Below are 16,823 nucleotides of genomic sequence, written 5' to 3'. Positions count from 1 at the left end.
GACCGGACGATCATGAACAAGCTTCCGGCAGCGATCGGGTTCGGCGGGGATGCGTCCTATGAAGCCGTAACGCGGCGCAATGATGCCCTCACGAACGAACCAAGGCCGTCAATTTTTCGGCAGTATTTGCGCGTCGCTATGCGTTGGCGCCGGTACATTATCGGTTCTATTGTCACCTGCCTATTACTTGGGATTGTCATCACCTTCCTGATGACGCCCATGTACAAGGCGACCATCACGTTGGAAATTGCTCGAGAGAGCAATCGCATTGTCAACATCCAAGGTGTGCAGCAGGAGGCAAGTGAGGGCGATCAGGAGTTCTATCAGACCCAGTATGGGTTGCTAAAGTCCCGCGCGCTAGCCGAGCGGGTTGCCGCACAGACCGGTGTTGTCGATGACCCAGCATTCTTTGAAATGTTTTCGGTCAAGCCCTCGGACTCAACCGTTGGTAGCAGCGGACGGTACACGGCAAAAGGACGACAAGAACGGCAACGCGCTGCGGGTGCAATCCTGCTGGCAAACCTTAAGGTTGTTCCGGCTCGAGCTTCGCGCTTGGTGGAGATCAATTTCTCTAGCCCAAACGCGGAGCTATCCGCCAAAGTCGTAAACGCTTGGTCATCTAATTTTATCGCGCTGTCGCTGGAGCGGCGGTATGACGCGACGTCTTACGCACGTCATTTTCTTGAAGAGCGTCTGAGTCAATTGCGCGCGCGGCTGGAAGCATCCGAGCGTGCGCTCGTTTCGTTTGCGTCACGGGTAAAGATCTTAGACGTACCTGGCGAAAATGGGGGAGCAAGTCGCCCATTGATTGCACAGGATCTATCCGATCTAAACCAGGAACTAGCGCGAGCAACTGCGGCACGCATCCAGACGCAATCCCAATCAGAGGAAGCCGCGCGCGCCGGTGGCGCCACCATGGAGGCGCTAACTAATGGCGCTATCAACGCTCTGCGCCAACGTCGAGCAGAACTAGCTGCCAATTATCAGAAGCTGATGATCCAGTTTACGCCAGATTACCCGGCTGCGCGGGAGATTTCCGCGCAGCTTGCCACAATCGATCGCGCCATTACGCGTGAGGAAAAGAGAGTTTCTAGCTCGTTTGGGACGTCGCTGCGTACAGCTGTTAGCCGTGAATCCGCATTACGCGAGCGAGTGGACGGCTTGAAGGAGGACGTACTTAGCCTTCGGCGGCGCAGCATCCAATATAACATATATCAGCGAGAGGTTGATACAAATCGCTCACTTTATGACGGCCTACTGTCTCGTTATAAAGAGATTGGCGTTGCAAGCGGTATTGGGGTCAACAATATATCGATTGTTGATTTGGCAGAAGTACCAAAAAGCCCATCTAGTCCTCGACTTTTGTTGAACTTGCTTTTGGCAGTGATTGTCGGAACAATAATTGGTGCTGCGATTGCTTACATTCTCGAGCAGAGTGATGAGACGATTACAGATCCGGCCGAGGCAGAGCGTTTGATTGGTTTGCCATTACTTGGTGTCATCCCCAAGCTTATTGGCGCGGAACCTATTGATATGCTTCGCGATCCAAAGTCTGAACTTGTCGATGCCTATCTTGCAGTCACGACAAACCTAAGCTTCTCCACAGGAGCGGGTATTCCGCCGACCATGGCGGTCACCAGCACGCGGGCTGCAGAGGGCAAATCAACCACTTCACTCTCCCTGGCGGTGCTTCTTGCCCGGTCTCACAAGCGCGTGCTCCTGATCGATGCCGACATGCGGTCGCCTTCAGTGCATCGTTTGCTCGATCTCCCGAATAAAGTTGGCCTCAGCAACTATCTGGCTGGTGATAACGCCGCACTTGACGCTATCAATCACATCGGAATGTTCAATATGGATGTCATGACGACGGGACCGCTGCCGCCTAACGCAGCTGAATTGCTCAGTGGAAATGGCTTCAAGAACCTTCTGGATCGGCTGTCCGAGCGCTATGATCACGTCGTGATCGACTCTCCGCCAGTAGTTGGTTTGGCCGATGCGCCGCTCATCGCAAGTCAGGTCGACTCCGTCATCTATGCAGTTGAAAGCCACGGCATCAGATTTACTATGGTCAAAATTGCGCTTGGCCGACTTACCGCCGCACATGCACAGACCCTCGGCATCGTGGTTACAAAGTTTGAGGCAAAAAAGGCTCAGTACAGTCAGAACTATGATTACGGTTACAGCTATGGCGATCGCAGCGATACGAGTGCAAGGTAGCTGATGCCTACCAATCTCCCTGCGGTCGCGAGAGCGCGGTATTTCGCTTGGGCGATCGTACTGGGCACGCTATGTTATGCCATCTTCCGGGTTGGCATCGGCGCGGCGATGATTGGGTCGCCAGATGCCAAGCTGCGAATCGCGCCTGACAACGCCGCTGCGTTGGTGGCGGTGTCGACCCGCGAATTAAATACACTACAGCGCGGACGTCTGTCCCAAGCGTCTGTTTTGGCGCGTCAAGCATACGCGCGTGAGCCGATCTCAAGCGGGGCTCTCCGCCAATTGGGCGCGATCAGTAGCTTTAAAGGCGATCCAGAAAAGGCGCGCGCTCTGGTGCAGCAATCGGAGCGCCTTTCGAAGCGTGATTTCACGGCTCAGCTCATATTGATCGAGGACGCGGTCAACCGCGGTGACGTGACCGTTGCGCTACGTCACTATGATATTGCACTTCGGACCTCAAAGCGAGCGTCAGCCGTCCTCTTCGAGCCACTGTCGTCAGCAACAAATGACGACGCGCTCATCACTCCACTCGCTCAACTTCTTGCAAAACGTCCGCCGTGGGCCAATTTTTATTTACTGCAGGCGGCGTCGACCTCGCCTTCGCCACGCAACATGGCAAATCTCATCATAACTTTGCAGAAAACCGGCTTTCCAGTTGCCCCATTAGCTCTAGAATCCCTTACTGGACGTCTACTGCAGACGCAGGATTATCAGTCCGCCTGGGCTGTATTTTCGACGGTTGATCAGGCTGCGGTCCGTGACAAGTTGCGAGATCCCGGATTTAAAAATGAGCGCAGAATTGGATTGCCGTTCGATTGGTCCTTCGACGTAAGCGGCAGCGCGTCGGCAGAAGTCGTTGTCGACGCCAAGGGCAACCATATGGCGTTCAATGCCCCGGTCGGGACTGGTGGGCTTGTAGCTCGCCAAATGACACTTCTGCCCCCGGGGAATTACAAGCTTTCTACGATTGTAGCTGAGAACAATGTCGGGAATGATAACGCGCCAATGTGGAGGCTTCGTTGCGCCGACAACTCTAGCGTTCTGGCAGTGCTTCCTCTGCCAATTATAAATACGGCGGCAAGACGAGCACAAGTCAACTTCACGGTTAAGGGCTGCGAAGCCCAATGGCTCGAGCTAATACTAACAGCAACTGACGACCCGCAAGGAGTAGTTGGTGCAATCGACCACGTTGCTATTAGCCGTATAAGTAAAGGTGTATGAGCATGATGGCAGGCGTGGTGATTGTCATGTTTCTAGCCCTAGGTCAAAGCCGGGTCGAGCAAGAGTTAGGCTATCGGGACCCACTAGCTACAAGCAGCATAGGCCAACAAACGGCCATATTGGACGGTGACGACTCTACAAAAGCGCCAGGACGCCAAGGCCGGATATTGTCACGCCGGAACACTCGGCTAAACACTCGAATTACGACGAGCAAGCTTGCAACAATTGGCCGTTCAAGCGGTTCATCTTTGCAGGATCGTGGCAATGGTAGGAATCGTCAGACCGCCCAACCAACGACGCCGTAGCGACTGTGTTAGAACACCATGGCTGATATTCATGTATTCCCGATTTGGTCAAGTTGGTCATATTAGAATAATATGAGTGCCGCCATAAGCTTGCAACTTAACAAACCAATGGTGGCTTAAATGCTATTCAGCCCCGTACATATTCGTCTTGCTCGACCTAATTCGCTCGTAAGTATGTTATCGCGCTGGCGATATCAGGCTCTGGGCGGACTGTTCTTCGCGACGGTTCTTCCTTATCTCGTACGCATTTTTGTTTCCAGTGAATACATAGGGATGCGCCAGCTTAATCTCACATTGCTTTGGAGCGCGGTGGCAGTAATTATTGGTAACTGGCTGTGGAGAAACGTAAGTCTTTTTCCAGGTTTAGAGGCAAGCACCTTGCTGATACCCACGTTCTCAGTATCATTTGCAGCCGTTTCAATTTTTTTAGCAATCGGTAGATTTGAATATGCGCGATCTCAGCTGATTGCTGGATTTATCATCAGCATCATATGGTTTTATTTTGTGCGACATATCGCACAGCGGCATCAGTGGCTGCGCATTGGTTACCTGCCTTTTGGTGCCGTCGATGAGTTACCGCAAATGCCGCATATCAGCTGGATCAAACTTACCGGTGAAGATTGTTCGGCAGGGACTCGCGCTGCTACAAGATTCTTTGATGTCGTCGCAGCAGATTTACGGATTGATTTGCCAGATCATTGGGAGCGAGCGCTAAGTGACTTTGCACTGGCTGGTGTACCCGTATATCATGTCAAGAGCCTGACTGAGTCGTTGACTGGTAAAGTTCAGCTTGAGCATCTTTCAGAGAATAGCTTCGGATCGCTTATTCCAAATGTCTCCTTTCTTATTATCAAGCGCTTGGTCGATTGGATCGTCGCTGCGATTGCTGGCGTTATACTCTTAATACCATGCATCGTAGTCGGTATAATTATAAAGATCACGTCACCAGGACCTGCTTTATTTAGACAGCTACGCGTCGGATTTCGCGGCAAACCCTTTATGGTTTACAAGTTTAGAACTATGCAGGTCGCAGAACCCGATCCCGCTTCCGAACGACGGGCTGCTATGACACAGGCGCGCGATGCGCGGGTCACGCCCTTGGGCCGGATTTTACGGCATAGCCGGATTGACGAATTACCGCAGATTATAAACATCCTCAAGGGCGAGATGAGTTGGATCGGTCCTCGTCCCGAAGCCGAGGTATTGTCGCGTTGGTACGAGACCCAGATCCCGTTTTATAGGTATCGTCATATTGTCATTCCCGGACTAACTGGCTGGGCACAAATAACCCAAGGCCACGTCGCAGAGATTGAGGACGTTCGGGACAAGCTGCATTATGACTTTTATTATATCAAGAACTTCTCGCTTTGGATGGACTTGCTCATCATTGGACGAACAATCAAAACGGTTATAACTGGCCATGGCTCGCGCTAGGATATGGGAATTCTTACCACCTTAAATCGTTGGCGAGGCAAAAAGCCGCAAGTTTTTACGAAAATGCCCGCATCCGAACTTGAGCGCTGTTGGACTTTTTGCCCGACACGCGCGTCGGCGGGAGTTTGGGCGATTCGATATCACTCGTTGGTGTCTGGTCTACGCCGACGCCCTGCTTACTCTCTAATTAAACCAGTTTTTCCCGCCCCGCGATGGACCTGCTATTTTATTTATCTTCCAGATGCGCAGCTGAGCGAAGCTCATCGTTTTACGCTTAGAAAGCTCCGCGCCATTGGGCGACCAATTCTCGTAATATGCGCCACGCCCAATTTAGATCGAATGCCTAGCGATCTTCTTGATCTCTGCGATGCATTATTTTGGAAAAGTTTACCCGGTTATGATTTCTCGGCATACCGGATTGGATTGGATGCCATCGCTAACGGATCACCCCACGCAGATGTTTTTGTCTTAAACGACTCAGTCTATGGGCCATTTATCCAACTCGAGCCATTCCTGTCAGACCCACCTTGGGACTTAACAGGTTTCACTGCGTTTTCGTTGGTAGAAAATCATATTCAATCTTACGCTTTTCACATTAAGGACGTGACCACAAAGCTGGTGTCGTACTTGGGTCCTGCAATGCCCCGAAATCTGGTCTGTGACGACTATCGGTCTGTGGTTTATCTGCAGGAGACTCGTCTGGCGCGGATTGCAGCCAAGCATATGTCGGTAGGATCTTTTTGGTATGCTGACGCTGCTCGTTGTGGTGATCCTACTATCTACAGTGGTCTGGACATGATGGAATACGGATTTCCTTTCATGAAGAAGTCACTTTTTACCCGAAATAAGGGGCTTTATGACGTTGATACCTTAAACCGTGCTCTCCTGGATCGCGGCCATCCGCTTCCCAAGGAGCCTTAAGAATGAGCGATGCAAAAACCGACGACCGTCTGGATAGCGGGATCGCTCGCCGCGCAGTAATTGGTGCGCTTGCCCTGACAACGGCAGTAGCCCTTCAGCCGGGATGTGCGTCCGCCGACACATCGTCCAGAGACACGTATGTCGACCCGGTAAAAGAACTTTTACTTGCAATCAGCGGGGGTAGACTCTCGGCTTACCTGCAGAGAACTAAAGGTAAGTGTCCTACCATCGCGGGACTAGAGGATGAGCGTGGGGTATCTCTGCTGGAGAAGTTACGAGGCGTACCGCTTTTGATCACTCCGGGAGTTTATCTAATTCGAGCTGCGCAGAAGCAGATGGACGTGCTTCTGCCGCAGGCGGAGAAGGCAACAGGCGGGCGCATTGGCGCGGCGCGCTTCATTTTCGCCGAAGAGTCTGGCGTAATTTCGCTCAGAGCAGCGCTGTTCGGGCCTTTGATTGGGCACGCGCTTCATACGCCATCAGGTGGAAGCATTAAGCCCGCTATGTCAGCACAGCAGGTCCAAGATGCATATGACAGATTAGTTGCCGAGGGAGGCGGGACGCTGTTTTTCCCCGCGGGGACTTATCGAATTTCGCTGATTCTAACCGACCGTTCGGTGCGCGTGGCTGGAGAAGGAATGGGAGCGACGGTTCTCATGCCGGCCACGCCAGATCGGCCAGTAATCGAAGCGGCATACCGTTCTGGCTCTTGGAGCACAGTCGAGATCGCGGACCTCTCGATTGTTGGCAACGGGCAGGGCGATGGCTTCCGAGCGGGGCACATGCCGCGCCAGCTACATGACGAGTTTAGCGGTCGCACACGCTTTCGTAATGTGCGATTTTCCGGCTTGTATAAGTGTATTAGCCGTCCCTACGGCCAGATAGGCTTGTGGCTTGAAAATTGTATCTTCGAAGGAGCCGAGTATCACCTCCATTCCATAGGTACGCTAGTTCCTGGAGAAGCTATGCACGCTGGCAACGTTCTAGCGCGCGATTGTTACTTTTCTGGTGCTCGTAAAGCCGTCTTCCTAATGAAGAGCGGTGTGACCGGAACCGGACAGATAACTTTTGATCGTTGTATAATGGAGCTGAATGAAGGTTACGTATTTTACGTTGACACAATGAATGGTGTCGATGGCGTACCGGGAATGCTCGTGCGCTCTTGTTGGAATGAGGCCAATGGTACTGGAAAGTCCGTAACGATTGATCGTTCGGAAATCCCCGTTTATGCTTATTTCAAAGACGCAAGCCTCGTCCGCTTCGAAGATACGCCGCTTGGTGATCTAATACTCGTCAACGCCACAGTTGAAACAGAAGATTGCTCCCTAGATCGACTGACTTCTGTCAAGGCCGACAAGTCGTCTACATTAGTTCATCGCGATGCTCGCGGCTTTGGTGGATTTTCACCTAAAGGCGTCGTCGAAAGCGTTAGCGCTTCCTATCAATTCGGGCCAAATCGGGCTTTGTCATTTGCTATGCCAGTGCGGCGTGAACGTAACCATGAAGCTGGAAAAGGTTTCAGTGTACTGACGCAAGAAATTTGGCACCCCGGTGCGATTGTACGCATTGGCATCGCTTCGGGCGAGCGAAAGCGTCTACTTTCTCCGGTAGTTGTTCCCAAAGATTGTTGGATGGCTTGGGCTTGCGAGTGCCGCCACGTGTCGGGCAGCTTTGCTGCCCTCAGCATCCTAGGCACCGGCGGCATTTCTGCACCCTTTATGCTGGATCATGACGTTATGCGTAATGTTGCTGGATTGTCGTGGTGCGCAGCAATGACGGATGTGCACGTCGAGCTGTCATCCTCGGGGAGGAAGCAGTCTGTCGTAGATGTTGGACAAGTCCAAATTGTCAGTTTCGAGCGCCGGCAGGATGCGCTAGCCTATCTCAATTCCCACGCGTTTATATCGGCATGACTTACTCCGATTCTCACGAGCTACCACGTGTGACGCTCGTTACCGTTACATACAATGCCGCTTCTGTGTTTGACGATTTCTGGCAGTCGTTGTCAAAGCAAGTCGACGTGGAGTGGGCGCTGATTGTTGTGGACAACGCCAGCGTCGATAAAACGTCGGCGAAATTGGCTTTGATTGAACGCGACCCGAGGGTTACGGTTGTCCGCTCACCGATCAACACAGGCGCTGCTGAGGGGAACAACATCGGCGTACGGCTGGCAATGGCCCGGGCTGACCCGTATATTATTCTTTGTAATAACGATATAGTTTTCGATTCCAATATTTTGACAGGTCTTATACGCGCCAAACAGCGACTTTCGCCTGGAGCAGTTTCGCCGGTTTTAGTATTTGGTGATAATCGCAGCGCGACTTGGTTCGAGATGGGCAGTTTTTCTACGCTATTTGGCGTCCGCTGCGTTCATCATTCCTCCTTTGATGCCTTACCTAGTCAAAGCTATCTGACTTCCTACGCTCCGACAACGTTTCTGCTTTTTGACCGTGAGGTGATAGAAAGTGTAGGAGAACTGGACGCTGATTATTTCGCCTATTGGGAGGATGCTGACTACGTTTGGCGAGCTCGAAAAAAGGGTTATAAGTTATGGGTGAATCCACACACCGTTGTTGTTCATAAAGTCAGCCAATCATCGGGGGGATTTGGATCCCTATATTCTAACCATCAGTACTACAAAAACCAAATCCGCTTCGCACGTAAGCACTTTGGGCGAGTCGTCTGCGGTTATACCGTGGCAACCTCTCTTCTTAGGATAGGCGCGCGCTGGGCCCTACGACGCGATCCTTTGCCGCTAACGAAAGCCAAGATGCTCGGATTACAGGCTGGCATCTTGGCGCTGCGTGGTTAGTAGACGTGCAGCCAATTAGGCGGGCTTTTGCCCTGAGAGGGATATTGTGACGATAGCAATGCCGGTCGTGCCACACCGGGCAGGTGAGATGCACGGGCTGGCGGTGGCTCGTTGTCTAGTGGTCATCGTATGCATGCTGTTTTTGCCCTCAGCACTGCGATTCCACCTCGGGTTCTCCTCCTATGCTCCAGGCGTTATGGCTGGATGCGTGCTCGTAATCGGGTTAGCCCTGTTTGGGGTACTCGGGCGTATTCCGTCACAAGTGCTTATCAAAGGCTGGCTCATGGGCCTAATGGTGCTTGGCGCGATCGCCATTCATCTCGGCCTTTCGCTATTGCAATGGTCAGCCGATATAGAACGCGCCACAACGTCGCTTGCGGGAATGACGCTCATGGCAGGAGCGGCTCCTATTGTATTCTACGTCATTATGAATGCCGAGGATGGGGTTCTCGCGCGCAGTTTGGCAATCGTTCGGGTGGCCTTATTGGTTATGGTCGCAATGTCGATGCTTAGACTCCAACCCGTCGGACTCTTATCATCAGAACGACCGGTCTGGCCTTTTACTGAACCCTCCCACTTCGCCCTTGCATCGTTACCGTTCTTCATCGACGCAACAGTACGGTCTCCACGGCTCATCAGATGGGTGTGGCTTGGCACTATGGCAGTTATTGTACTCTTGTTACAGAGTCTTTCTTTGGCTGTTGGTTTGGCCATTGCAGCAGTGTGCTCGCTCGGACTCGCAGAGCTGATAGCCTTCCTTATAGCCGCTCTTGTAGCCACTCAGTTTATTGATCTATCCTATTATGTCGAGCGTTTGGATATCGGCTATTCAAGCACTAACCTATCATCTTTGGTTTACCTTCAAGGAATAGAGCTCATCCAGGAGGCCCTTGAGACCACTCGCGGCTGGGGTATTGCAATTCAACAACTTGGATTTGCACCAACAAACGTACTAGCTACGGAGATAATTCGTCGTGTTGGCGGTGGTGAGCAAAACTTGTCCGATGGAAGCTTTCTGGCTGTCAAGTTCGGCGCCGAGTTAGGCATTCTTGGTATTGCGCTTCTTGGGATATATATTTTCAAGCTGTTCTGGGCTATTATTCATCTTCGTCTTATCGCAGGAAATCGAGCACAAAGCCCAGTAGGTGTCACTTTCGGTCTCAGCGTTTTTACGGCGTTTTTTATTGAGTTGTTTGTTCGTGGCATTGGATATTTCAGTGGCACAGTTGTTATGGCATGCGCTTCGATAGGGGTAGTTGCCGTCGTCAAGTTCGTGTCAAAAGATACAGTCGACCTAACGAAATGAGAACAATGACCGTAGTGTTACCACAAACTCAGGGTAAGCGAGTAAAATCGATTGCTTTTAATATGCTGTTCATTGACAAGAGCCCTCTTTCTGGTCCGGGTTATTATGCCGTACAGACTTTTTACGAGATGGCTGCCCTTGTTGCCAAACGTGACGACATATCGCTAACTGCATTTGTACAGCGGTCCGCTGTTTTTCATTTTCCGACCTCGTGCCACCACCTCCTACATGTCGTAGACGATATTCCCGGCGGTAGAATTGCACGAGTCTTTTGGGAGCAGGTTAGACTTCCGTTTATAACTCGAGAAGTGCGGATCGATCTATTATTTAGCCCGGGTTTTGTTTCACCCTTTTGGGGAAGCCGATACTTTGTCGCTTGCATCCACGATATGTATTACGCGGTCATTCCTGGCCTTATAGATACTTGGCAACGCCGCTATTGGAAAACTTTTATTCCATTAACAGTCCGCCGTTGTCAGAGACTGATCGCCGTGTCTACGCAAACTGCGAGTGATCTCGTTCGAGTATTGCCGCCCGCAAAGGGCAAAGTCCGCGTTACCAAACTTGCAAGCCGCCTGTCTCCAAGCTTGGAAATAGCAGATCCAACCGTTGCACAGCCTTATATTCTAATGGTAGCAAATCTGACCGCTAACAAGAATGTCGAGACCATTCTACGAGCACTAAAGATTATCAATCGCCGTGGGCATGAACTGAGAATGGTCCATGTGGGCCGTGATCCAGATAACCGCCTAGCAGAGTCTCCAGTAGTTGCCTTGGGAAAGGTCAGTGATGAGGTGCTGTCAGGGCTGTACTGCAACGCGCTCGCTGTTGTGAATGCTTCTCTGTATGAGGGATTCGGCATGCCTGCGGTCGAGGCGCAAGCGATGGGGGCGCCTTTGATAAGCTCAAATCATCCTGCACTGCTAGAAGCGGCGGGTGCTGATGGAGCACTGTTTTACGACCCCAGAGATTCCGAGCAGTTAGCTGCTCATATTATCTCACTATTAGTCAATCCCAACTTACGCTCGTCGCTACGAGAGCGCGGTATGCAAAATGCCGCGACGATGTCGTGGACTAAGGTTGCTCAACAAACCCTCAGCGTATTTGATGAGGTTTTGACATGAGCAAGGTCGATTTGACGATTAGCTGCGTGCTTTACAATACTAGCACCGAAGAAGTACAGCGTATGCAAGAACAAGTTGCCACGATACCCTTAAAAGTACATCTTTATATCATTGATAATAGTCCAGATCTGAACCCTCAAGATCATACAAATAATAATATAACTCGTATATCTACCGGTAAAAATTTGGGATATGGAAAAGCTCACAACTTAGCTATTCGTCGATCGACTGGGCATAGTGATTATCATCTTATTGCTAATACTGATATATCATTTAACGGAAACGACTTAGTTGTATTATTGAGCCATATTCAGAAATGCCCGGACATTGGCTTAATTGCTCCTCGGGTTGTATATCCAAATGGTTCTTTACAGCATCTTTGCCGACTTTTACCCGCCCCCTTGGATCTTGTAGGACGTCGATTTTTTGGTTGGTCGAAATGGGCAGTAAGGCGCGATGAGATTTATGAACTGAGACATTGGGATTACAAACGACAGGCAGACATTCCGTTCATATCTGGATGCTTCATGCTGGCGCGCCGGTCGATTTTGGAATCCGTCCATGGTTTTGATGAAAGGTTTTTCCTTTATTTTGAAGATTTGGATTTATCGAGAAGAATCAGCGAAATTTCGAGATGCGTGTTCTTTCCCGGTGTCGAAATAACCCATCAGTATCGTTCTAAGACTAGCAACAATAAAATGCTTATCGCTTATCTTATTTGTAGCGGTATTCGTTATTTTAATAAATGGGGATGGTTCTTCGACTCCTATAGAAAATCTGTGAACTTACGCACGCTGAATGTGATAAGTCGATCCCCCCCCCCCCATGATATTGCTACCGAGACTATTGTCTCGCCGATATCCTACGCTAAGTGATCTGCATGACGGCGCCGTGTCATTCTCTCTAGTTTAATGCCACCACTAAATCAGCTTTGGTGTCCATATGCGCTTACGGGGAAATTCTTAAAATTGGCGGATGTTAATCCGTCTAGGCAGCTATGCCAACTCGCGATACTTTAGGCCTGTAGTCTGTCCGCCATGCCTCAATGATACATTTCGCCACATCAGCGTTGGGAGTAACTTTTGTTCAAAATCCTTCGCGCAAGCTTTTTATTAAAGCGTTAAAGCTCTCCACAACGCTTCCCTACGTCAGCTGGCCGGACGCGATGTAGTGCCGCCTTACCGAGTATCTCACCGTCAGACTAAAAGTAGCGCGGCCGGTTAATTGGTACCGTAGGGTTTTAAAAAGCCCCGGTCCCGGAGCCGCGGCGGCTCTGATGAAGACAAGGCCGCTAAGAGGTGCCTAGGGTTCAGGATTCATTGATTTGGGAGACGCCATCTAATCAAGCCTTGGCATGAAACCCTGGGATGAGTGACCTGTACTGGCTGACCGATGAGCAGATGGAGCGCTTGCGGCCGTATTTTCCGAAGAGCCACGGCAGGCCTCGGCAAGTGTCGAGCGCATCGCTTTATCAGTTGCAATAGCCTGCGAGGGCGCGATGCGCCAGTGCTTATGGACGCACACGACGCCGTTCAACTAGCGAAACACGCGATTGGTTCAAGGACGCTCTGCAAGCCAAAGCATCGAACCCTGCATCCAAAACTCACGGCTCGAACCCGCGAGATACGACAAGGATCGCTATTGGAGTCGCAGCCGCATCGAAATCATGTTAAGTCGTCTGAAGGACTGGCGCCGCTTCGCCACCCGCTACGATTGATGCCAAGCTGCTTCTTCTCAGCCGTCACCCCCGCAGCCACCGTCATCTTCTCGCTATGACCAGTCAGGCCTAATCCTAAGCGATCCGCAAGATACTGCCGAATTTTCCCGCCAGGTCGTGCCCGAGGGCGCGAAAAGGTGCCGTTGCCGCGGGGTCAGTCGCACGGTAGACGCGCAGCATGACCAACAACATCCTGAATCCTGTCCAACTGATTGCTTCGAAGCGCTTTGGTGACGCCCGTGGGTGGTTTACCGAGGTCTATAGCGAACCCCGCTTTGCCGAACTCGGCATCGAATGTCGCTTCGTGCAAGACAATCATTCGCTTTCGGTGCCACGTTTCACGCTGCGGGGGCTCCACTTTCAGACCCCGCCGCGTAGCCAGGATAAGTTGGTACGTTGCGTCCGCGGTAGTATCTACGATGTCGCGGTCGACGTTCGCGCAAGCTCGCCCACTTACGGGCAATGGGTAGGCGCCGAATTGTCTGCCGAGAATGGCCGGCAGTTGTTCGTCCCAGTAGGTTTTGCGCACGGCTTCCTAACGCTCGAGGATAATAGCGAGGTCAGTTATAAGGTTTCTGACCTATATGCGCCCGATTGCGATGGCGGCATCCGCTGGGATGATCCAGCGATCGGTATCGACTGGCCGATGCCACCGGGTGTGAGCCCAGAGCTATCTGCCAAGGACGCAATCCTACCGCTGCTTGCTCAGTTCCATTCGACATTCATCTACGACGGGGTGCCACTGGCCCCTCTCTCCACGCTCGACTGATCAAAGGACAAGTCATGCGCATTTTTGTCACCGGCGGCGCCGGCTTCATCGGTTCGGCCCTCGTCCGTCACCTGATCGAAAACACCGATCATGAGGTCCTCAACTTCGACAAGCTGACCTATGCGGGCACGCTGACGACGGTCGAGCGCGTCGCGGATTCGAACCGCTACCGCTTCGTCCAAGGCGACATCTGCGATGCGGACGCGGTCCGCGGGGCGATCGCTGGGTTCAAGCCCGACGTGATCACGCATCTCGCGGCCGAGAGCCATGTCGACCGCTCGATCGACGGCCCCGGCGCGTTCGTCCAGACCAACGTCGTCGGCACCTTCACGATGCTGAGCGAGGCGCGCGCCTATTGGTTGTCGCTTGGCGACGCGGCGAAGGCGGCGTTCCGCTTCCACCATATCTCGACCGACGAGGTGTACGGCTCGCTCGGCGAGACCGGCCTGTTCACCGAAGAAACGCCCTATGATCCGCGTTCGCCCTATTCGGCGTCGAAGGCGGGGTCGGACCATCTCGTCAGCGCCTGGGGCCACACCTTTGGCCTGCCCGTGCTGATCACTAACTGCTCGAACAATTACGGGCCGTATCACTTCCCCGAAAAGCTGATCCCGCTGATGATCGTCAAGGCGCTCGCGGGCGCAGACCTGCCCGTCTACGGCAAGGGCGACCAGGTCCGCGACTGGCTGTATGTCGAGGATCATGTCCGCGCGCTGCACGCGGTGTTCGAAAAGGGCGAGCCCGGCCGGACCTACAATGTCGGCGGAAACAACGAGAAGCAGAATCTCGAGGTCGTGAAGACCGTCTGCACGATCCTCGATCGTCTCCGCCCGCGCGCCGATGGCCAGTCCTATGCGACGCAGATCACCTATGTCGCCGACCGCCCCGGCCACGACAAGCGCTATGCGATCGACGCGACGCGGATCAAGGACGAGCTCGGCTGGGAACCCGCCGAGACGTTCGAGACGGGCATCAAGAAGACCGTCGCCTGGTATCTCGACAACCAGGACTGGTGGCAGGCGATCGTCGCCGAGCACAAGGCCGACCAGCGTCGCGGGCTTTCGGTATGAGCGATGCTTCTGCAGCTGGCGGTCTGAAGCGGATCCTCGTCACCGGCGGGAACGGCCAGCTCGGCACCGAGCTCAAGCGCTATGCCTGGCCCGAAGGCTGGGCCGTTACCGCGATCGACATCGACGAACTCGATCTGCGCGACACCGCGGCGATCGCCGCGATGGTCGCGGGCGACCATGACGGCACGCCCTGGGCCGCGGTGATCTCCGCCGGCGCCTATACCGCGGTCGACAAGGCGGAGAGCGACATCGTCACCGCCTGGGCGGTCAACGCGATGGCGCCCGCGGCGTTTGCCGAGGCGTGCGCGAAGGCGGCGATCCCGATCGTCCAGGTCTCGACCGATTACGTCTTCGACGGCGCGCGCGAGGGCGCGTGGGAGGTCACCGATCCGGTCGCGCCGCTCGGTGTCTATGGCGCATCAAAGCTTGGCGGCGAACTCGCGGTACGGACTTCGGGCGCGCGCCACGCGATCGTCCGGACCGCCTGGGTGGTCAGCGCGCACGGCAACAATTTCGTCAAGACGATGCTGCGCGTCGGCGCGACCAACCCGACCCTGCGCGTGGTCAATGACCAGCATGGCAGCCCGACGTCCGCGGCCGATCTCGCCGCTGCGCTCGCGACGATCGCGATGCGCCTCGTCGAGGATCCCGCTGCCCCCACCGGCGTCTATCATTTCAGCAACGCCGGCGCGGTCACCTGGGCCGGCTTCGCGCGCGAAATCTTCGCGCAGAGCGCCGCGCGGGGTGGGGCGACCGCCGAGGTCGATGGCATTTTGACCAGCGAATACCCGACGCCTGCGACGCGCCCGGCAAACTCGCTGCTCAGCCATGACGCGATCACGCGCGACTATGGCATCCATCCGCCCGCGTGGCAGACCGCGCTCGGCAACATCCTCGACGAACTGCTCGGGGTCCCCAAGAAGGACATCTCTCAATGAAGGGCATCATTCTCGCCGGCGGATCGGGCACGCGGCTCCATCCGGCAACGCTCGCTGTGAACAAGCAGCTGCTGCCGGTCTACGACAAGCCGATGATCTATTATCCGCTGTCGGTGCTGATGCTCGCGGGCATCCGCGACATACTGATCATCTCGAGCCCCGAATATATCGACAATTACCGTCGCCTGTTCGAGGACGGGTCCGCGTTCGGCCTCGCCATCTCCTATGCCGAACAACCCAGGCCCGAGGGCCTCGCCCAGGCGTTCACGATCGGCGCGGACTTCATCGGTGACGACGATGTCGCGCTCGTGCTGGGCGACAACATCTTCTTCGGCGCGCATCTGACTGATCTGCTGGCGAGCGCGGTCGGGCGCAAGGGCGGCGCGACGGTCTTCTCCTACCGCGTCGACGATCCCGAGCGCTACGGCGTCGTCGAGTTCGGCGAGGGCGGCAAGGCCGTCAGCCTCGAGGAAAAGCCGGCAAAGCCCAAGTCGCACCATGCGGTCACGGGCCTGTATTTCTACGACAACCGAGTCGTGCAATTCGCCCGCGACCTGAAACCGTCGCCGCGCGGCGAGCTCGAGATCACCGATCTCAACCGCATCTACATGGAAGCGGGCGACCTGTTCGTTGAACAGATGGGCCGCGGCTATGCCTGGCTCGACACCGGCACGCACGACAGCTTGCTCGAGGCGAGCGAGTTCGTGCGTACTATTCAACATCGCCAAGGCATTCAGGTCGCCTGCCTAGAAGAGATCGCATTTCACCAAGGCTTTATAACCGCTGATAAAGCTCGAGAGGCGGGCGAGCGCTTTAAAAAAACGAGTTATGGTCGTGCTATATTGAATGCAGTGGATATGGCTTAACTCACTGATGCTTGCTGAAATTAAGCCTTGTATTTACATTTTACCATAAGTTCCTATTATTATTTGGTTAACAGCAGTGTTGTATTGTAAATACATTTTATAGTGTATTGTCAAAACACTTCA

13 protein-coding genes and 1 pseudogene are annotated in these 16,823 nt (G+C 53.6%); all 14 read left to right on the top strand.

Annotated features, from left to right (window positions below; genetic code table 11):
• Positions 1–12: 12 nt before the first annotated feature.
• Positions 13–2,217: a GumC family protein gene (locus tag C8J24_RS06900; RefSeq protein ID WP_107931191.1), complete on the top strand. Its 2,205-nt coding sequence runs from the start codon at positions 13–15 to the stop codon at positions 2,215–2,217.
• Between the two features lie 3 nt (positions 2,218–2,220).
• Positions 2,221–3,438, top strand: a complete 1,218-nt coding sequence (locus C8J24_RS17300) for a hypothetical protein (RefSeq protein WP_146163646.1) — start codon at positions 2,221–2,223, stop codon at positions 3,436–3,438.
• A 425-nt stretch (positions 3,439–3,863) separates the two neighbouring features.
• Positions 3,864–5,177 (top strand): sugar transferase, encoded by a 1,314-nt coding sequence (locus tag C8J24_RS06895; RefSeq protein WP_107931189.1) that lies wholly within the window; start codon positions 3,864–3,866, stop codon positions 5,175–5,177.
• A gap of 3 nt (positions 5,178–5,180) precedes the next feature.
• Complete coding sequence (locus tag C8J24_RS18095; protein WP_478212556.1) at positions 5,181–6,098, top strand: rhamnan synthesis F family protein; 918 nt, start codon at positions 5,181–5,183, stop codon at positions 6,096–6,098.
• Positions 6,099–6,100: 2 nt separating this feature from the next.
• Positions 6,101–8,011 (top strand): hypothetical protein, encoded by a 1,911-nt coding sequence (locus tag C8J24_RS17290; RefSeq protein ID WP_146163644.1) that lies wholly within the window; start codon positions 6,101–6,103, stop codon positions 8,009–8,011.
• A gap of 29 nt (positions 8,012–8,040) precedes the next feature.
• On the top strand, positions 8,041–8,910 hold the full coding sequence (locus C8J24_RS06890; protein WP_167396713.1) for a glycosyltransferase family 2 protein: 870 nt from the start codon (positions 8,041–8,043) through the stop codon (positions 8,908–8,910).
• 46 nt (positions 8,911–8,956) lie between these two features.
• A complete protein-coding gene (locus tag C8J24_RS17285; RefSeq protein ID WP_167396712.1) occupies positions 8,957–10,216 on the top strand; it encodes a hypothetical protein in 1,260 nt (419 codons plus the stop codon).
• A 5-nt stretch (positions 10,217–10,221) separates the two neighbouring features.
• Positions 10,222–11,340 (top strand): glycosyltransferase family 4 protein, encoded by a 1,119-nt coding sequence (locus C8J24_RS06885; RefSeq protein WP_167396711.1) that lies wholly within the window; start codon positions 10,222–10,224, stop codon positions 11,338–11,340.
• Positions 11,337–12,215 (top strand): glycosyltransferase, encoded by an 879-nt coding sequence (locus tag C8J24_RS06880; RefSeq protein ID WP_107931182.1) that lies wholly within the window; start codon positions 11,337–11,339, stop codon positions 12,213–12,215. The genes C8J24_RS06885 and C8J24_RS06880 overlap by 4 nt, the downstream gene beginning before the upstream one ends.
• 492 nt (positions 12,216–12,707) lie before the next feature.
• Positions 12,708–13,116: pseudogene (locus C8J24_RS18055) on the top strand (hypothetical protein).
• Positions 13,117–13,235: 119 nt separating this feature from the next.
• On the top strand, positions 13,236–13,826 hold the full coding sequence (gene rfbC / locus C8J24_RS06870) for a dTDP-4-dehydrorhamnose 3,5-epimerase (protein WP_107931180.1): 591 nt from the start codon (positions 13,236–13,238) through the stop codon (positions 13,824–13,826).
• 14 nt (positions 13,827–13,840) lie between these two features.
• The gene (gene rfbB / locus C8J24_RS06865; protein ID WP_107931178.1) at positions 13,841–14,896 is read left to right on the top strand and encodes a dTDP-glucose 4,6-dehydratase; all 1,056 of its coding nucleotides are present in this window, start codon (positions 13,841–13,843) and stop codon (positions 14,894–14,896) included.
• Positions 14,893–15,834: a dTDP-4-dehydrorhamnose reductase gene (rfbD, locus tag C8J24_RS06860; RefSeq protein WP_208620917.1), complete on the top strand. Its 942-nt coding sequence runs from the start codon at positions 14,893–14,895 to the stop codon at positions 15,832–15,834. The genes rfbB and rfbD overlap by 4 nt, the downstream gene beginning before the upstream one ends.
• On the top strand, positions 15,831–16,700 hold the full coding sequence (gene rfbA / locus C8J24_RS06855) for a glucose-1-phosphate thymidylyltransferase RfbA (RefSeq protein WP_107931176.1): 870 nt from the start codon (positions 15,831–15,833) through the stop codon (positions 16,698–16,700). Before rfbD ends, rfbA begins: the two co-directional genes overlap by 4 nt.
• The last annotated feature ends 123 nt before the right edge of the window (positions 16,701–16,823 follow it).

The organism is Sphingomonas aerolata (assembly GCF_003046295.1).
In the GTDB taxonomy this organism is placed as follows: Bacteria; Pseudomonadota; Alphaproteobacteria; order Sphingomonadales; family Sphingomonadaceae; genus Sphingomonas; species Sphingomonas aerolata.
The sequence above is the reverse complement of the archived record's forward strand: the minus strand, read 5'-3'. Positions and strand labels throughout refer to the sequence as shown.

Coding starts and splice junctions, on each gene's coding strand:
- C8J24_RS18095 (WP_478212556.1), top strand. CDS start 5,181: ATGGGAATTCTTACCACCTTAAATCGTTGGCGAGGCAAAAAGCCGCAA.
- C8J24_RS06895 (WP_107931189.1), top strand. CDS start 3,864: ATGCTATTCAGCCCCGTACATATTCGTCTTGCTCGACCTAATTCGCTC.
- rfbA (WP_107931176.1), top strand. CDS start 15,831: ATGAAGGGCATCATTCTCGCCGGCGGATCGGGCACGCGGCTCCATCCG.
- rfbD (WP_208620917.1), top strand. CDS start 14,893: ATGAGCGATGCTTCTGCAGCTGGCGGTCTGAAGCGGATCCTCGTCACC.
- C8J24_RS17290 (WP_146163644.1), top strand. CDS start 6,101: ATGAGCGATGCAAAAACCGACGACCGTCTGGATAGCGGGATCGCTCGC.
- C8J24_RS17300 (WP_146163646.1), top strand. CDS start 2,221: ATGCCTACCAATCTCCCTGCGGTCGCGAGAGCGCGGTATTTCGCTTGG.
- C8J24_RS06885 (WP_167396711.1), top strand. CDS start 10,222: ATGACCGTAGTGTTACCACAAACTCAGGGTAAGCGAGTAAAATCGATT.
- C8J24_RS06900 (WP_107931191.1), top strand. CDS start 13: ATGAACAAGCTTCCGGCAGCGATCGGGTTCGGCGGGGATGCGTCCTAT.
- rfbC (WP_107931180.1), top strand. CDS start 13,236: ATGACCAACAACATCCTGAATCCTGTCCAACTGATTGCTTCGAAGCGC.
- C8J24_RS06880 (WP_107931182.1), top strand. CDS start 11,337: ATGAGCAAGGTCGATTTGACGATTAGCTGCGTGCTTTACAATACTAGC.
- rfbB (WP_107931178.1), top strand. CDS start 13,841: ATGCGCATTTTTGTCACCGGCGGCGCCGGCTTCATCGGTTCGGCCCTC.